At 57.1% G+C, this 16839-nt stretch carries 18 protein-coding genes; 7 read left to right on the top strand and 11 right to left on the bottom strand.

The window, feature by feature from the left end:
• Window positions 1–27: 27 nt before the first annotated feature.
• From DXY31_RS11400 to DXY31_RS11390, 3 genes are all read right to left on the bottom strand, one after another.
• A complete protein-coding gene (locus DXY31_RS11400) occupies window positions 28–987 on the bottom strand; it encodes an RNA pseudouridine synthase (protein WP_244279729.1) in 960 nt (319 codons plus the stop codon).
• The gene (locus DXY31_RS11395) at window positions 984–1661 is read right to left on the bottom strand and encodes a response regulator transcription factor (protein ID WP_114993934.1); all 678 of its coding nucleotides are present in this window, start codon (window positions 1659–1661) and stop codon (window positions 984–986) included. Before DXY31_RS11395 ends, DXY31_RS11400 begins: the two co-directional genes overlap by 4 nt.
• A gap of 123 nt (window positions 1662–1784) precedes the next feature.
• The gene (locus DXY31_RS11390) at window positions 1785–2300 is read right to left on the bottom strand and encodes a hypothetical protein (protein ID WP_114993933.1); all 516 of its coding nucleotides are present in this window, start codon (window positions 2298–2300) and stop codon (window positions 1785–1787) included.
• Between the two features lie 61 nt (window positions 2301–2361).
• Between DXY31_RS11390 and DXY31_RS11385 the strand changes: the two genes are divergently transcribed.
• Together DXY31_RS11385 and DXY31_RS11380 are read left to right on the top strand one after the other, a co-directional pair.
• The gene (locus tag DXY31_RS11385; RefSeq protein ID WP_256359628.1) at window positions 2362–3501 is read left to right on the top strand and encodes a cysteine desulfurase family protein; all 1140 of its coding nucleotides are present in this window, start codon (window positions 2362–2364) and stop codon (window positions 3499–3501) included.
• 77 nt (window positions 3502–3578) lie between these two features.
• Window positions 3579–4349, top strand: a complete 771-nt coding sequence (locus DXY31_RS11380) for a hypothetical protein (protein ID WP_114993881.1) — start codon at window positions 3579–3581, stop codon at window positions 4347–4349.
• On the opposite strand, the gene DXY31_RS11375 is transcribed toward DXY31_RS11380, so the two are convergent.
• Window positions 4350–4898: a DUF456 domain-containing protein gene (locus DXY31_RS11375; protein ID WP_114993880.1), complete on the bottom strand. Its 549-nt coding sequence runs from the start codon at window positions 4896–4898 to the stop codon at window positions 4350–4352.
• Entirely contained in the window at window positions 4895–5827 is a 933-nt protein-coding gene (rsmH, locus tag DXY31_RS11370; RefSeq protein WP_114993879.1) for a 16S rRNA (cytosine(1402)-N(4))-methyltransferase RsmH, read from the bottom strand. The genes DXY31_RS11375 and rsmH overlap by 4 nt, the downstream gene beginning before the upstream one ends.
• 44 nt (window positions 5828–5871) lie before the next feature.
• On the opposite strand from rsmH, the gene DXY31_RS11365 reads away from it, so the two are divergent.
• Window positions 5872–7056 (top strand): NAD(P)H-quinone oxidoreductase subunit H, encoded by a 1185-nt coding sequence (locus tag DXY31_RS11365; protein WP_114993878.1) that lies wholly within the window; start codon window positions 5872–5874, stop codon window positions 7054–7056.
• A gap of 116 nt (window positions 7057–7172) precedes the next feature.
• Here DXY31_RS11365 and DXY31_RS17845 read toward each other — a convergent pair whose 3' ends face one another.
• Entirely contained in the window at window positions 7173–7454 is a 282-nt protein-coding gene (locus DXY31_RS17845; protein WP_114993877.1) for a DUF6790 family protein, read from the bottom strand.
• A 130-nt stretch (window positions 7455–7584) separates the two neighbouring features.
• On the opposite strand from DXY31_RS17845, the gene DXY31_RS11355 reads away from it, so the two are divergent.
• From DXY31_RS11355 to DXY31_RS11345, 3 genes are all read left to right on the top strand, one after another.
• Window positions 7585–8040, top strand: coding sequence for a thioesterase family protein (locus tag DXY31_RS11355; protein WP_114993876.1), 456 nt, complete (start codon window positions 7585–7587; stop codon window positions 8038–8040).
• Between the two features lie 198 nt (window positions 8041–8238).
• The gene (locus DXY31_RS11350; protein ID WP_114993875.1) at window positions 8239–8373 is read left to right on the top strand and encodes a photosystem II protein Y; all 135 of its coding nucleotides are present in this window, start codon (window positions 8239–8241) and stop codon (window positions 8371–8373) included.
• A gap of 148 nt (window positions 8374–8521) precedes the next feature.
• Complete coding sequence (locus DXY31_RS11345; protein ID WP_114993874.1) at window positions 8522–8902, top strand: ferredoxin; 381 nt, start codon at window positions 8522–8524, stop codon at window positions 8900–8902.
• A gap of 5 nt (window positions 8903–8907) precedes the next feature.
• Here the strand turns inward: DXY31_RS11345 and DXY31_RS11340 are convergent, their stop codons facing one another.
• The 4 genes from DXY31_RS11340 to menA form a co-directional block, all read right to left on the bottom strand.
• On the bottom strand, window positions 8908–9570 hold the full coding sequence (locus tag DXY31_RS11340; protein ID WP_114993873.1) for a phycobilisome rod-core linker polypeptide: 663 nt from the start codon (window positions 9568–9570) through the stop codon (window positions 8908–8910).
• A 526-nt stretch (window positions 9571–10096) separates the two neighbouring features.
• Window positions 10097–11362 carry an AMP-binding protein gene (locus DXY31_RS11335; protein ID WP_114993872.1) on the bottom strand — a complete coding sequence of 422 codons (1266 nt, stop codon included), beginning with the start codon at window positions 11360–11362 and terminating at the stop codon, window positions 10097–10099.
• The gene (gene menC, locus DXY31_RS11330; protein WP_114993871.1) at window positions 11362–12339 is read right to left on the bottom strand and encodes an o-succinylbenzoate synthase; all 978 of its coding nucleotides are present in this window, start codon (window positions 12337–12339) and stop codon (window positions 11362–11364) included. The genes DXY31_RS11335 and menC overlap by 1 nt, the downstream gene beginning before the upstream one ends.
• 4 nt (window positions 12340–12343) lie before the next feature.
• On the bottom strand, window positions 12344–13309 hold the full coding sequence (menA, locus tag DXY31_RS11325) for a 2-carboxy-1,4-naphthoquinone phytyltransferase (RefSeq protein ID WP_114993870.1): 966 nt from the start codon (window positions 13307–13309) through the stop codon (window positions 12344–12346).
• 69 nt (window positions 13310–13378) lie between these two features.
• Here menA and DXY31_RS11320 point away from each other — a divergent pair, with 69 nt between their 5' ends.
• On the top strand, window positions 13379–14785 hold the full coding sequence (locus DXY31_RS11320) for an isochorismate synthase MenF (RefSeq protein WP_114993869.1): 1407 nt from the start codon (window positions 13379–13381) through the stop codon (window positions 14783–14785).
• Here the strand turns inward: DXY31_RS11320 and DXY31_RS11315 are convergent.
• Window positions 14771–16702 carry a S9 family peptidase gene (locus DXY31_RS11315; protein WP_244279727.1) on the bottom strand — a complete coding sequence of 644 codons (1932 nt, stop codon included), beginning with the start codon at window positions 16700–16702 and terminating at the stop codon, window positions 14771–14773. The genes DXY31_RS11320 and DXY31_RS11315 overlap by 15 nt on opposite strands.
• Window positions 16703–16839: the final 137 nt, after the last annotated feature.

The following is a 16839-nucleotide window of genomic DNA, read 5'->3' as shown; positions in this document are numbered from 1 at the left end:
GACAACGCATGGTGAATCTGAGCTGCATCAGAACGTTGATGGCGGCTCACAGCAAAGATGCAGATCATTCAGCAATAGACGCCAGGCATGAAGGCGATAGCCCCCGTCTCCAGGAATGGCCACATCACTAATGCGCTGATCATTCAGGTAGAGCGGATCACCGAGCAGGGGAGATCCCAGTTGCGCGAGATGAATGCGAATCTGGTGAGGACGCCCCGTTGTAATCGCCACCTGCAGACGGTCGCCCTGCGGAGATCGTTCCAGCAGCTTCAGTTCACTGTGGGCTTTCAGTCGTCGCCGGATTAACCCATCCGATTGGGGCAGCGGTCCCCAGACCCAACCCAGCAAGGCATGGGGCCGCTCGACCACATCCGTGTTCACCGCAAGAGACGTCCCAAACTCGAGCCCCACGACACGCTGAGACCAGGCCTGATAAAGCTTGCGGGTTCCTGAAGCAGGCTGAAAAGATCGCGTGAGAGCGGCTCTGGTGGTCGGCTGGCGGGCACAAACCTGCAGTCCGGAGGTGAAGCGGCCCAGGCGATGCACGGGCTTGGCAGCCAGGGGCTCACCCAGCAGGCGACTGCGCTGATCCAAAAGCGTCGCAAGCGTGTGTTGCAGAAAGCCTCCCCCAGGCATCACAGGCAGTCCTGAGGGTTTGTTGATCACCAGCAGATCCCCGTCGTCATGTTCCACCGACCAGCAATCAGGGATGGCTGGCTCGATCCATGGTGGGCGGCACCAGATCAGCTCTGCCTTGGCGGGCAGCGGTCGATCCTTGAGCAGAAGCTTCCCGTCGAGTTGGATTTCTCCCGCTGCGATTCGGCGAAGCCAGACCTCTTTGGAGGAGTGGGCGTAACGCTGAGCCATCAGCACGCTGATCAGCGTGCCTTGATCGTCTCGGTGCGTGATGTCCTTGTACGTCCAACCCTGATTGAGTGCGGCTGCACGCCAACCTTCAGGCAAAAGCTCCGCCTCTTGGCCCGTCACTCCACCAGGCGATGCTGCAAGGCGTAACGCACCAGCTCAGTACGGCTGGATGTGCCGGTTTTGATAAACAACCTGCTCACGTACTTCTCGACATTGCGAATTGATGTCTCCAGCTGGCGAGCGATTTCCTTGTTCATCAATCCTTCCGCCACCAGTTGCAGAACACTGGATTCCCTGGGCGTGAAATTGTGCTGCACAGGGTCGCTGGAGGGCAATGCCTCCGCCTGGGCGAGCAGAGAGCGAATCTCAGTAATTTGTTTAGCCATTTGCCCCATGTCGGCATCAGCGAAGCGGGCTGCTTCCTGTAACAGTCGCTGCTGACGCTGGGCCACGTTGCTCACGCGCGCGACCAGCTCATCCGGGTCAAAGGGTTTGGGGATGTAATCGTCAACACCCGCCAGATAGCCCTGGGTGCGATCCGCCGTCATGCCCTTGGCGGTGAGGAAGATCACGGGAGTACCGCCCAGACGCTCATCAGCTCTGAGCTTGTTGAGCAGCCCATAGCCATCCAACCGGGGCATCATCACGTCGCTGATCACCACGTCCGGCAGCATCTGCTGCGCCTTGGAGAATCCATCCTCACCATCAACAGCCGTCGTGACATCAAACCCCTCATCCTCGAGGTAGGCCTGCACGGCTGATCGCAGGCCAGGTTCATCATCCACAAGCAGCAAGCGAACCGTTGGCTGTTCCGACTGGTTTGGCTGTTCAGTATGAGAGGGCTGCTCGGGCTGAGAGGGTTGTTCGGGCTGGGAGGTTGTCAAGGCCTGACCTCATCTGGCCGGAATCTAGGGGCGTCAGGGCGCAGGCAACCGCAACACTTCCTGGGATTCGATCAACTCAGTGGAATAACCGAGCTCTCTGGCCTTGTCCGCGAGACCTGCTGGATCCTGGCCAGCAAGCTCGGGATGACAGGCTGCCCACCACACCAAATGGTCTTCGCGAGTGGACGCACGCCTGGCCCCACCTGGATTGAGTTTGCGCACGTAAATTGCTTCGCTGTCCCTCGTGACCCGCAGCGGCTCCTCGCGACTGCAGTTCACCGATTCGCTGGGAATCACCAGATTGTCGGCGGATTCCTGCCAAAGCTTGAACCTGCGTATCTCAGGATCAGCAGGGTCCCCCGAGACCGCAAAGATCCCCAGGGTGTACTCCACGGCCCCCTCGCTCTGATCCAGCACCACCAGATCAACCGGGCGCATCGCCTTCATCTGCTCAAGCAGCTGTTCCCGATTCACGGCCTCAGCTACAGCTGGCTGAAAAGCAGCTGACGCAACCAGACCCAAACTGAAGATCCAACGGATGGAGTTCATCGCGACAATCTGAGAGTCACACCATGCTGACCCCATACACCCACTTGAGCGCAGTGAAGTTGTGATCAACCTCGATCACCAGGCCACCACACCCTGTCATTCCTCTGTGATCGAGGCGATGGAGCCCTGGTGGCGCGAGCAGTGGGGCAATCCATCGAGCCGGCAGCATCGGCTAGGACTGACAGCCGCCGCTGCAATCGGCTCAGCGAGAGAACGCCTTGCGGGCAGTCTGGGAATCAGATCCGAAGAACTGATCTTCACCAGTGGCGCTACCGAAGCCAACAACCTGGCGCTGCTAGGCCACGCCAGGGCTCGCGCGCTGTCCGACGGTGGACCAGGCCATCTGATCAGTGTGGCCACTGAGCATCATGCGGTGCTCGACCCTCTGCTGCAGCTGAAGCAGGAGGGATTTCAAATCAGCTTGTTGAATCCACAAAAGAACGGCCTAATCACGGAGAAACAGCTGGAACAGGCCATTCAGCCCAAGACCCAGCTGATCAGCGTGATGGTGGCTAACAACGAGATCGGCGTGATCCAACCGATCCGCGAGCTCAGCGCTGTCTGCAGCAGCCATGGCATCACCATGCACACTGATGCTGCCCAGGCCTACGGACACCTTCAGCTGAATGCCGAAGAGCTGGGCTGTGCACTGATCAGTCTCAGCGCACACAAATTCAACGGCCCGAAAGGCATCGGTGCCCTGGTGGTCAGAGGTGAAACACAACTGCAACCGCTCCAGTGGGGTGGAGGACAGGAGCAGGGGCTGCGGGCGGGAACATTGCCAGTGCCGCTGATCATGGGCATGGCTGCCGCAGCTGAGTTGTCAATAGAAGACCTGGAGGAGCGTCAGGCTCGGCTCCAGGCCCTGAGGGATCAGCTTTGGAAAGGTCTCAAAGATGAGAATCCAACAATCCAGCTCAACGGCGCGCTGCAACCTCGACTGGCCCATAACCTCAACATCACTATTCCGAACGTCTCGGGCAGCCGCCTGCACCGGGCTCTGCGGCCCCGGCTGGCCTGCAGCAGCGGTTCTGCCTGCAGTCGTGGCGAGCCATCTCACGTTCTGCGATCCATTGGCCGAAGCCGTATCGAGGCAGAAGGATCATTGCGACTGAGCCTGGGACGCGACACAACAGCCAGGGACATTGACGGAGCAATCGAGGTGATCACATCCGCAATCAAGGGATTGACCCAGCACTGAAACCAAAAGAGGCGTGACACAACCTCTGGAAAAAAGTGTCAGGGAAGCTACCTTCCGCGCAAGTTCCAGAATGATTCATGACTGAGACACCGGCCAACCAGCGGCTACACGTGCTTCAAGCCATCGAAGACGGGTGGAATGCCTTCGCAAAGGCCCCCTGGACTTTCCTGCTCTTTCAAGCACTTGTTGCTGTCATCGCCCTGCCTTTCGCAGCTTTGGCAGCATTTGGCTCAGCACGAATCGCGTCTGTTCCTGGCATCCCTGATATTCATCCTGTAGGTGCTGGGATGCTTCTGGTCGTGGGCCTTGTTGGCTACATCATTGTGATTCTTTGGGGGGTTGTGGGAATCATCCGAGGCTCCTGGCAATGCCTTGAAGGAGTCAAACCCGATTTCAAGACTTTTACACGCTGGGATGGCGAAGCCACAGGCCGTTTATTCATCAGAGCGATTGAACTTTTCGTCCTCTTTGTCGTGATCGGCTTGATCTGCTCTCTTGTTGGGTTTGGGCTTGTACAAATCAACCAGACTCTGGCCATTATCCCCCTAATCATTGCCCTTGTTTTCTTCATATACCTCTCTATCAATCAGAAGTTCCTCCCCTTTATCGCTCTGGTTCAAAACAATGGCTCCTTTGAAGCCATTCAGAAAGGGCGTTCCGTTGTTGATCCTTCCTGGTGGACAGTTCTTTGGTTTTTCATCGTCGAAACGATCATTAATGCAATCGCCGCCGCATTTCATTACGGAGGATTATTTGTCGTCGTGCCCGTCCTAATCTGCATCTCCACTGCTGCCTATCGCCAACTGTTCGGGAGCGAAGATCAGACGGGTTTGATGAATAACAACTAATTAATGGAAACTGAGAATCACGAAACCGGCAAGACCGAACAGAGCCATCAAAAACTGAGCAATCTTGCTGATTAATAGACCAGCCACCACCGCCAGACCAACGACTGATCCCTGGCGCAACGCCTTAAGCCACCCCAGATTTCGGGGTGGCTTTGTTGTGAACCAGGTTTCAACCAGGGTTGCTCCCAGCCATGGACCAAACAAGGCCCCCAGAAGAGGCCCACCGAACGGCAGTGCCGGCAGCAAACCCAGCACTCCCACAAGCAAGCCCACTCCAGCTCCCGCCGCAGACCAGCGACTGGCCTTGAGACGTGCAGATGCGAGTCCCAGAGCCAGCAGATCAGCGATGAGACCCAATCCGAAAAGAACCGTCGCCAGGATGAACTCAGGCCAGGCCTGAGACCAGCCAACAGCTCCCATCCAGACAAGGGCTCCCACCGGCAACCAAATGAGACCTGGAAGAAGGGGTAAAAATGTGCCTGGAATCGCCAGCAGCTGAACCAGCAGGGCAATCCACCACACCCCATCGGAAGTCGTGATCCAGCTCATACCCCAGACCTCGTCTCGGTCGGGCGGCGTCGGGCAATGCGTAACTTTGCGCTGCGACTGCGCGGATTGATCTGCTGCTCAGCCTCGTCAGCTATCAGTGGCTTCCGAGTCACGCGCTGCAGGCGCTCATCTGAGCGAAAGGCCGTCTTCACTCGCCGGTCTTCAAGCGAATGGAAACTGATGATCGCCAGCAGACCATCGGGCTGGAGCCAGTTAGGGGCTTGTTGCAACAAGCGGTCTAGAACCGCAAGCTCATCATTGACCGCGACCCGCAGGGCCTGAAAGGTGCGCGTGGCGGGATGAATACGACCACGGCGGGCCTTAGGTGGATAACAGCCAGCAACTGCATAAGCCAGCGCCGCCGTACCGGGATAGGCGCCGCTGGCATCCAGATCAGCTTTGATCCTGCGTGCAATCCGCCGTGACAAGCGTTCTTCGCCATAGGCATAGATCAGATCCGCCAAGGCTGATTCATCCAGCCTTGCAATCAGTTCAGCAGCAGTTTCTCCTCCCCCGGCTGGATTCATCCGCATGTCGAGGGGACCATCCAGCCGAAAGCTGAATCCCCGCTGCGCCAAGTCCAGCTGAGGGCTGCTCACCCCAAGGTCGGCCAGGACCAATGAAACCGTATGAGGAGGGGTGTAATCAGCGAAATTGGTCGCCACGATTGTGACGCGATCGCCATGGTGCTCAAGCCGCTCGGCTGCTGCAGAACGGGCGGTTTGATCGTGATCGAGACCCACCAGACGCAACTGCGGATAGCGATCCAGCAACAGGCCGCTGTGGCCGCCGCCGCCCAGCGTCGCATCAATGAACACTCCTGATTGACGCTGTTCCTTGAGCTCCGCGGCCAGCGTTTGCATCAACGGTTCGGCCAGAACCGGCACATGCATGAAGCCCTGGGCGGAGCTGGATGGCAGTTCGGGCATGGGTCCTTCCTAAGATCCCGATACAAATGTTTTGCCACGGCCCCATGACGCAGCTGGAAACGCGCACGGAGCCGATGGTGGTCAACTTTGGCCCCCACCACCCCTCAATGCACGGCGTATTGCGCCTTGTGGTGACTCTTGATGGAGAGGATGTGGTGGATTGCGAGCCTGTGATCGGCTACCTCCATCGCGGCATGGAGAAGATCGCCGAAAACAGAACGAACGTCATGTTCGTGCCCTACGTGAGCCGGATGGATTACGCGGCAGGCATGTTCTACGAAGCGATTGTCGTGAACGCTCCTGAAAGGCTTGCGAATATTCCTATTCCCAAGCGAGCCAGTTATATCCGGGTGTTGATGTTGGAACTCAACCGCATTGCCAATCATTTGCTCTGGCTAGGGCCCTTCCTCGCTGATGTCGGAGCCCAGACCCCGTTTTTCTATATCTTCCGTGAACGGGAGATGATTTATGACCTTTGGGAGGCGGCCACGGGTCAGCGCCTGATCAATAACAACTACTTCCGCATCGGGGGTGTAGCAGCCGATCTGCCTTGGGGTTGGCTGGAAAAATGTCGCGATTTCTGTGACTGGTTCGGCCCCAAGATCGATGAATATGAAAAGTTGATCACCAATAACCCGATTTTCCGTCGACGTATTGAAGGTCTGGGGGTGATCGGCAAGGAAGAAGCTATCAACTGGAGCCTTTCTGGTCCGATGCTGAGAGCCTCCGGAGTGCCGTGGGACCTGCGCAAGGTTGACCATTACGAGTGTTACGACGACTTCGACTGGAATGTGGTCTGGGAGAAAGAGGGCGACTGCTTCGCCCGTTACAGGGTTCGTGTCGAAGAAATGCGCCAGTCCCTCAAGATTCTTCGCCAAGCCTGCGACATGATTCCCGGTGGCCCAACAGAGAACCTCGAAGCCAAACGCATGGCCGAGGGCAAAGACAGCGATTTCGCCGGCTTCGACTACCAGTACGTGGCCAAGAAGGTGGCACCCACATTCAAAATTCCCAATGGCGAGCTTTACACCCGACTGGAATCCGGGAAAGGCGAGATCGGAGTCTTCATTCAGGGGAACAACGACGTGACACCCTGGCGCTTCAAGATCCGTGCCGCAGACAGCAACAACCTGCAGATCCTTCCCCACATCCTCAAGGGACACAAGGTCGCCGACATCATGGCGATCCTCGGCTCCATCGATGTGATCATGGGATCTGTCGATCGTTGATCAGCTCAACCGCCGGCGTGGGATAGGGGCAGCGCAACAGAACACGGTTCCAGCGCTGCAAGGAGCATTAATCCGGTCGACGACAAGCGACACCACTCGGCCAATCCTTCAGCCAATTAGCAACTGGTGCAAGCGTCCATGCTCTTGAGATTGTTTTCACGCTTGCGATACAGGACGCTGCTGAAATCGACAGTCCCGATCGTGAGGGCGCAGGCCAATGGATTCTGAAATGGACTGTTTGACCAGCTGATCTGCTTTGCCAAGAACGACCCGAAAACAAGGTGCATGATGAACCCATAGAAACCGCCCGCACCCAACACCCAGAACGCGATCCCATGCGGAAAAGCTTCCGCACAACAGTTGAAAGCCCATTGCTGCCGTATCTGCAAGGCGCCCATCAACCAGCCAAAAGCAGCGTCTACATGCCGAGATCAGTCAACAAAACATGCACCAATCCTTTGATCAGCTCCGACCACTCACTGACATAAAGCTGAGCTACGCCGCCCAAGGCGACCAGATCGTCCACTGATGGCGAAGCACTCCTGGCTCAACCTCAGCAGAACCGTGCGCTTCGGCGACACGGATGCTGCTGGCGTCATGCATTTTCATCAGCTGTTGCGCTGGTGCCATGAGGCATGGGAAGAGAGCCTGGAACTGTATGGAATTGAGGCCCAAACAGTGTTTCCTGGATGCCGCGACCAGGAACATTGGCCAGACACTGCACTCCCTGTAGTGCATTGCAGTGCCAGCTTCAAAAAAGCGGTGCATGGGGGAGATCAACTTCTCGTAAGGCTGACTCCACAACGAATTGATCAGGGGTGTTTTGAAGTTCGCAGTCACTTTCTGCTGAACAAACAGGAAGTCGCCACTGGCCTGATCAGACAATTGGCCATCAATGTGCAAACTCGGCGACGCTGTCCATTGCCCGACGCAATTTCACGCTGGCTCGAGGCTGCACAGATCGGACAAATCGAAGAACTCTGAACCCACGACTGAGTCGTCCTACCGCGCATAACAAGGTCAGATTTACAACAGCGCCCTGAAATCCAGTGGCGACACAATTGTGACATCGACAGGTTCAAGAATTCGCCCATAGATCAGGCATCTGCAACGCAGGCAGCCGTCATAGAACACTGAAAAAATTTGCACCAAAGCTAATTTGTGGGTCATTTTCATATGCCGATGGATCTAAGAATTCTGATTGTGGCATTGCCCATTCTTCTTGCCTTGAGCTGGGCAACTTTCAACATTGGCAGAGCCGCCATTGGTCAACTACAAGTTGCGATCAAGCAATACAAAATCAACCAAACATCCTGAACAATCTCCTCACCACTCCATTCAATTACACCTCTCATCACCTCTTTAACAATTGGAGTTGTCCTACAGCATTTTAAAAGTCTCAAGCCTCAACACTGAGCAGAGATTGCCAGGCTTCTCGATTCGCAAGTGATACCAGCTATTCACAATGTTCGACACCTCTGCGGCATTTACAGCATCCTCAGACGCTGAGACGACATTTGACACCTCGGCCGCATTTACTGCACCGTCTCACGACATCACGTCACCGTCAGGCCTAGAACCGTGTCTTGGCGGCGAACTGAGATTACAGGCAATCTGGGTCGATGAAAAAGTTTGTGTCGGATGTCGATATTGCGCCCACGTGGCAACCAATACCTTTCTGATGGATCAGGAAACGGGAAAGTGCAGAGCAATTCGCCAAGACGGTGATTCAACAATGGTGATCAACGAAGCCATTGACACCTGCCCCGTAGACTGCATTCACTGGATCAGCTTTGAAGAATTAATTGAAAAGAAAAAAGAAGAAATGGCGAAAGCCGCTTATTAAAAAGCTCAGCCCACCACAAAGATACTTGTAAAGACTTTCACAATTCCAACAACAATCAATCCCGAAAGGATGACGAAGGATGGAATGATGTAACGGAACGCCTTATCAGAGGGTCGCTCATACAGCACTTTCTCTGCGAACGACTTCGTAGGGCCGAAATTCAGGTGATCTTCAATCGACATCATCATGTCGTTTGAAGTTAGCTTTTCCTGCCAGTCATAAGAGTATCGAGGGAATTCCTGATAAACAGGGGCTTCACCGACAGCTCGACCCGGCAAAACTCTTGAGATCTCAAGAGGAACAGTGTCGTAACCAAACCTCTGCATGTACTCCTCACTGTTGAGGACCAGATCAACAAAAGTCTCAAATCCTTTCTCGGCGATAACAATTGAATAAGTTAATTTTTCGGTGTTATCCCTTACCTTGCGACCCAAAGCCCTGCCGATAACCTGCTCGACAAGGCGATAATTGCTATTACAAGCGACATAACCACGCAAAAATCGGTCCGAAAGCAATAGACCACGAATGAAATCCCTTACTGTAATTGAACCATTTCTAAGCTGCGACTCAAGATAGCGATCTCTATCGCTACTCATTGCATGAAAATAGATCTGACGATAACAACGATTAATAACATCCCCAGCATTATCAACAACGTCCCCTTCCATGGAGGGAGCAGCAATTGTGCTCACACGAATATTTTGAGAGGCAGGTCGAAAGGGCCGAAGAGGAACTGACAACGAAGAAACCCAACAAAACTCAGAAAATTACCCTAAGAGTTTGCCGATATACCAGAGGGACAAACCGCGAACTAATTCACAATTCAGGCACCAAAACAGGGTGTTGAAATTAATTTGATACGCGCGCTTGTGGCAAAGAGAACGTTGCCTTTTGCTGGTTTCTTTTTTAAGGCAGATCCAGCGAGCAGGGCCAAGGCATCAGTCAAAGGCAATCGAGCAGATCACTATCCAGACCTGGGGGATTCTCGCCATTACGTCAAACGGCGCAACAGACAGATTCATCGGTCATTCGGTTGAGCACACCACTTCTCCCAACCTCACAAACCTCCCAGTCTCCAATGGAAAAAACGAAACAGATCTGCCTCAAGATTGAGAATGCAACCAAGCAGGAAGGAAGTACATCCCAGAGCAAAGCATTGGAAATGAATATGGAATGAATCACTGCGGCACAGATTCAGAACTGCTGAGTTAATCGCTGAGCTGAGTGTTGAGTTATCAACCAGTTCTGCCAACGTGGACGCTCCCACTTCCCTGCCTCAGAGCATTGCAGTTCCTGGCACCGAACCCAATGCAGAGGGCGTTCTGGTGCAGGCCAGTCGGACACCAATCTGCGCAAGCGGTCCCAACCGTCCGACGGCTCGTCCAGCGACGACCAACGAACAAGAGCCACCAGTCGTTGTCCCCATTCACGGTTGACCACCCCCAGCAACAGCACGGCATCGAGGGGTAGCCCTTGCTTGCGAGCCTCCATCAGCAGTCTTTGCTCCAGTTGGGAAGGAAACACCGTGACGCCACCGGACTGGATGGCGTCATCGATTCGTCCCAAGAGATGCAGCTGGGGATCAGTTGGTGAGCCTTCAAGTTCCGCCAGATCAGCTGATTGCCACCAACCGTTCCCATCCGACAGCGCGTAGAGGACTCCTGCCTCATCCAGCCTGGCCACAGCCAGCCGGTTGCAGTGCACCGCCAGAGCTCCCTGCTGATTCAGTCGAAGACGCACATCGTCAAGGGGTCGACCACAACCACCCATCCCCGCCAGAAAATCAAGCGGCGCCTGGGCCGTCACCATGGCGGCTGTCTCCGTCGCGCCGTAACAGGGGGCAAGCCTGATGCCCAAGTCGCGCGATTGATCGGCCAGATCAACTGGCAATGCTGCACCACCAACCCAGATCACCGCCATCTCTGCCAACCAGGAACGTCCACAGGGATCAGCCAGCAGCCGCCTTAGTTGGGTGGGCACCAGCGACAGCACCATCGGCCGCTGTTGCCAACCTGGATGGCAACGGCTGTGTTTGAGAAGTTGCGCCGGCTGTTTAATTAGAGCGGACGGGATCCAGGCGTGATCTGCGCCCCACTGACGCGCACGCCACCAGGGCATTAGACCGCTCACGTGCTGAAACGGCAGAGGATTCCAAGCCAGAGTTGAGGCTGGATCCAAGCCGATCGTCTTCAGCCACGACCCGCAGGCCTGAGCAGAGCAATCCAAATTCGACAAGGGTTGGAGGCAGAGCTGTCGTCCGCCGCTGCTGCCACCTGTTGAGAGCACCAGCCCTGGTCCAGGAGGCCAATCCAGACCATCAGCATCCAGGACTTGAGGCTCCGGCTGAACTCCGGAACCGAGCAGACGCACCCACACCGGATCAGCCAGGGCCACCTCGAGGGCAGCAGCAGCCTCACCAGGCTGAACAGGGTCACAGTGGAGATCCCTCAGGCCCACCATCAGCAGCCCAACTCAGCGGCAGCCCACACCTGCGCAGGATCACAGCTGAACAGGGGACCTTGATGACACCAACCTGGAGCCAGTCCGGGAGCCACGGGAGTAGGGCCTCGCTGCTGAAGCCCTGCCATTAACGCCAGCCAGCGAAAGCCGATACCGGTTTCGAAAACGGTACTGAGCATCAGCCGCGGCCGGCCTTCCTGCAACTGGCGCAGCAGAGGTCGCGGATCTCCCTCCAGCAGGGGTCGCCGCACCTGCCAACCCTGCCACTGCTCCCGCAAAGCAGGTTGCTTTAGCAGCGACTCATCCAGGGCGACAGGAACACGCTTCGCCATATCCCTCAGGCCTTGAAGATCGTCCACTGCCAGTGGCTGCTCCAGCCAATCCAAACGCGGATCACCCTCCAGCACTCCAGCCCATCGATCCGCCTCAGACCGCTCCCAGCCTGCATTGGCGTCCAGGCGCAGACGCGCCTCCGGTGGGAGACGGTCCAGAAGTCTGGAGAGCAATGACCATTCCAGATCCGCGTCTATTGCGGCCACCTTCCACTTCACAGTGATGGGATCCCCGACTGGATGAGTCGCCAGCAGCTGGTCCAGCATCGAAAGCATGGCCGGACCAGCGGGCAACAGACACGCCGAGCTCGGAGCAGGAAGCCATGCCTGAACAAGGCCATCCAGCTCGGCCAGCGCAGCGCCGAGCGCAAAGGCGACTTCAACCGGCAGCTTGGGCAGAAGTGCCTCCAGCTGGTCCCGTTTGCACTCCGTATTCACAGAGTTCTGCCATCGCGACAAAGCCCGCTCACAGGCCGGACGGTGTGCGGGATCGAGCGGAGCCACCTCCCCCCATCCCACGCGGCCGGAGATCCCACAGGTCAGACGCAGCAACCAACCCTCACGCTGCTGCCAAGCGCCTGAAGCGGTTCTCAGCGGACGCGACAGGGAATAGGCATAAGAGCGGATCGCCAGTTGCAGCGCCATTCACTTAACCCGGCAGCAGAACAGGGGAGCCAAACCATGGCCCAAGGCCCAGACCGATGCTGAGACCGAGGCCGTTCAGTGCCTGGAATCGCAATGCAAGGAACTTGCTGCCAGTGATGCGTTCAGGCTGCTGATGATGCCAGCGAAGCAAGCGAATCAACGCTGAGGCCGCAGGTAACCCCAGGGCTCCGAGAAGTGCGGTAGGTGGCCAGTCGCCATGCAGCACGGGGGCCCACTCCAGGGCGAGGGTCCCAGCAACGAACCACGGCACCAGAGACGCCGCCCGCGCAGTCCCCAGGCGCACAACAGGAGACTTCTTTCCGTGTGCAGCATCCTGCTCGACCTGATGAAAATGCGAGCAGAACAACACCAACGTGGTTGCCAGAGCAGGGCCGGAGCCGAGGAGCAAGGCGGTTCCCCAGGGCACCACATCCGTTGAAGGGGCGATAACCAACAACGCAGCTGCCGTAGCGAAAGGGCCAAAAGCGAGCCAACACAGTGGTTCACCCAGCCCCTGGTACCCAAGACGGAAGGGAGGTCCCTGGTAGAGGTACCCGAGACCACAGCTCACCAGCACCAGCACCAGCACCGCAAGACTGCTCCTCAGCGCAATCCACAGCATCAGGATCAGTCCCATCAGCAACGCAAGCATGGCCAGCTGCTGAACAGGACGAGCCCTTCCGACCAGCGCCACAACAGAATGGGGCTTGCCCTGGTCATCCACCCCGGTCTCGGCATCAAAGAGGTCGTTGCTGAGGTTCTCCCAGATCAACAACAGCACCGCTGCCAGCAGAAAAACGAAGCCCTGGGCCCAGCGCACCGGCAAGCCTGACCCCAGGCGCCATCCAGTCGCAAGCAGCACGGGCATCACCGCAACGGAGTACATCGGCCACTTGATCGCTGCCTTCCAAAGACGCCGGCGGTCGTTAGCGCGGGAGTGAAGGGTTACAACAGCCTGTCGATCTGGCATGGACTGGACTCGTGGAGCCCGCTTCAAGACTCATACATTTGAGCAGTAATCCACCGTCTTGCCGTCAAGATGTCGGCCGCGCCCCACGACTGTTCACCTGCTGTGCACTTCAGCGATTTGCTGGAGCGTGCACTAATCGTGTGGGATCAGCGCCAGGCAGACGACGGAGTTTTTGGATTAGCAATACCTCTGCAGGGGCTGGATCCACTGCTCCAGCTCGCTGATCTCGAGGATGCAGACCCGTTCCGCTTTCTCTGGGATGGAGCGCCAGGCCTCTGTCTTGCAGCCGCGGGCCGCTGCCATCACCTGGAGCTATCAGGTCCCCGACGTTTCGAGCTGGCACAACGGTTCAGTGACATCACGCTCGGACGCATCCTCGAGGGCACGCCCGAGGCACCAGCTCAGGCCCGCTCCCGCATCCTGCTGGCCTTCTCCTTTTTTGAGCAGACCGGTGAACTCCAGCCCCAGGGGAGCATGCCCTCGGTTCAGGCCGTTCTGCCCCGCTGGCAACTGAGTCGTCATGGACGGCAAGGCTGGCTGCGTCTGCACGGCATCGCTCAACAGGCGAGTGATGTGCGCTCACTCACAGAGTCGCTCTGGTTGATGGCGGAAAAGCTGCAGTCTTGGAGGAGTTGGCCCGGCAAGGTCTCAGGCAACCTGAGCGGCAGGATCACTCCCGGCGACTGGGAGCGGCGCTACACCACGGCGCTTCAGCGCGGTCTGGAACTGGTAAATGGTGGTGAACTGCACAAGCTTGTTCTGGCCGTGCGCCACTCGGTGAGCCTGACCTCAACTCTGGACCCGGTGCTGTTGCTGAAACGGCTGCGCCACCAGCAGGCAGGCAGCTGCCGGTTCCTCTGGCAGCGCAACCAGCAAGACAGCTTCTTTGGCGCCTCGCCTGAGAGACTGCTGAGCCTGCGCAACGGGCAACTGCGTTGCGATGCGCTTGCCGGCACTGCCGGTCGCAACGACCACGCCACCTCCCTGCTCAACTCCGACAAAGACCGCCGCGAGCATGAACTGGTGGTGCAGGCGATCACTGAGCATCTCAGCGCCCAGGGACTGCAGCCACGGCGTCCGCGAAGTCCACAACTGGCCAGACACGGCCAACTGATCCATTTGCACACCCCGATCACGACTCCAGCTCCAGGCCAATCCCCCCTTGCTCTGGCTGGAGTGCTCCATCCCACCCCGGCTGTGGCAGGCCTGCCCAGACGAGAGGCCATGAACTGGTTGCGCAGCCTTGAGCCATTCGATCGCGATGGCTATGCAGCACCGATCGGCTGGATCGACAGCTCTGGGGATGCGGAACTGCGTGTGGCCATCCGCTGCGGCCATGCCCGCGGAACCCAGCTCGACCTCACGGCCGGAGCTGGACTGGTGCGCGGCTCGGTGGCCGAACGGGAGCTCCAGGAAGTGGGGCTCAAGCTCACCGTCCTTGCCGATCAGCTGGATCTGGTGTCAGGGGGTCGGTAAGGAGCGCAGTCGCCAATCCATGGATGACTGGTTGAGCACATCACCGAAGGGCTCCACACGCCCGCCGATGTGTTGTTGAAGAAAGTGCTCCTCTAACGCTGCCCAGGCCAACGCATTACGGGGATTGGCCCAGCCATGCCCCTCATCCGGAAACACAACAAAATCGATCGGTAGTTTGCGAGACGTCATTGCAGCGGCGATGGATTCACTCTCCTGCAAGCTCACCCGCGGATCATTGGCACCGTGACCCAACAGAAGGGGGCGTTGAATCTGATCCACATGATTGATCGGAGAAATGGCATCGAGGTCCACACTGCCGACACCAATCATGCGTTCAAAATTGATGCGAACGGCTTCCCAATAAGGAGGAATCGATGCCAACAACGTGCGGAGATTGGAGGGTCCGACTTCTGAAACCGCTGCGGCAAACAGCGTTGGATCACGTGTCAATCCTGCCAAAGCGGCATAGCCGCCATAGGACCCGCCCTTGATCACCAATTTGTCAGGGTCAGCAATGCCCTGATCTACCGCCCAGCGAACGGCGTCCACCAGATCATCCTGCATCCGGGCATACCACTCACCTTCTCCTGCCAGCAGGTGCCCTTTTCCGAAACCAGTACTGCCGCGATAGTTCACACTCATCACGTGATAGCCACGATTGGCAAGCCACTGATGGGTGCGATTTAAACCCCAATAATCTCTTGCCTGAGGACCACCATGCACGACCAGAACAAGGGGCTGCGGCCCATCACTTGCAAGAGGAGTGCGCGTTAGATAAGCGGGAAGCCGCCTGCCATCACGAGCCTTGAGGTCGAGGCTTTCCATCGACGCCAGGGCGTAATCGTCCAGTTTTGGCTGAACTGAAAACAACAGTTGATGCTGACGGCGATCCCGATCCCAGAGCCAGATTTGCTCGCCCTGACGATCGGAAGCGACCACAACCAGCCAGAGCCGATCCTTTCTGTCGCGATCGATAACCGAGAACTCATTAGAGCCCGCTAAACGTTCTAAGGCGTCGTAATCGGAGCGCAGCGAAGGATCCAAAAGGAAACGCTGACTGCGCAGATCCGTTTCGACCAGCACCGCGGGTTCGCCAGTCTCGATCTGACTCAACGCGATGCCTAACGATCCACTTGTTGCACGGTGCACGACTTCAAAACGACAGTCGGTCGTGCAGCGCTCCAGCTCCTGACGACTCCAACGCACAAGGCGAGGTTTGTCTTCGCCCGTGCTCAGTTGCCCATACAGCCACTGACCATCACGGGTGAAACCTGCTGGCCCAGACAAGCGAGCATCTTCGAAATCGAATTTGAGAAAGGGGCGCCACTGCTTCTCACCAGGCAAGCGAAGCTCATAGGCCTGGCCTCCATTGGCCAATGCTTCGGTGCGCAAATAGGGATGCCACTTACCATTGAGGCGATCCACTCCAACGGGTCGACCGTCATCAACTTGGTAAAGCAGTTTGCGCTCTCCACTTGCAATATCGAGCACATAAAGATCGTGATAGCGAGGATCCCGATCATTGAGGCCAACCACCAATTCGCCCGGCACATCGCGATCTGAAGCACTGACAATCGCCAAGACACCAGATGGTGGCGTGAGATCAACCGTATCCCCTGTGCTTGGGTCAATTCGGACCAGCACAGTGTTTTCATCCCCTTGTGCATCTCTGCTAGAGATCAGAAATCGCCCATCGGGCGTCCATCCGGCACTCTGTTGCGGCCGATCCGTCTTCCGGGTCAGCAGACGGGGCTGTTCACGCCCATCCAGATCACGGACCCAGAGGTTGAGGACTCCTCGGTAAGGAGCAAGGTAGGCGATGCGGGTGCCATCAGGGCTGAGTTCAACCCCGGCGATCTCAGGGTTACCGAACAACACCTCACGCGGAATCAGCGGCGTTGTTGTGCTGGCATTCATAGCGTGACCTGAGATCGTTAGACTTCCCACCAGACCCATCAACAGAGCTGTTCCCCAACGCAGTCCTCTTTTCAGCAAAACCTTTCCTGATCATCACACCCCAATGTTGACCGTTCAAAGCAGGTCGCGCAGACGAG

Source organism: Synechococcus sp. UW179A (assembly GCF_900473965.1).
Classification (GTDB): domain Bacteria; phylum Cyanobacteriota; class Cyanobacteriia; order PCC-6307; family Cyanobiaceae; genus Synechococcus_C.
This window is presented reverse-complemented; position numbering and strand designations above follow the sequence as displayed.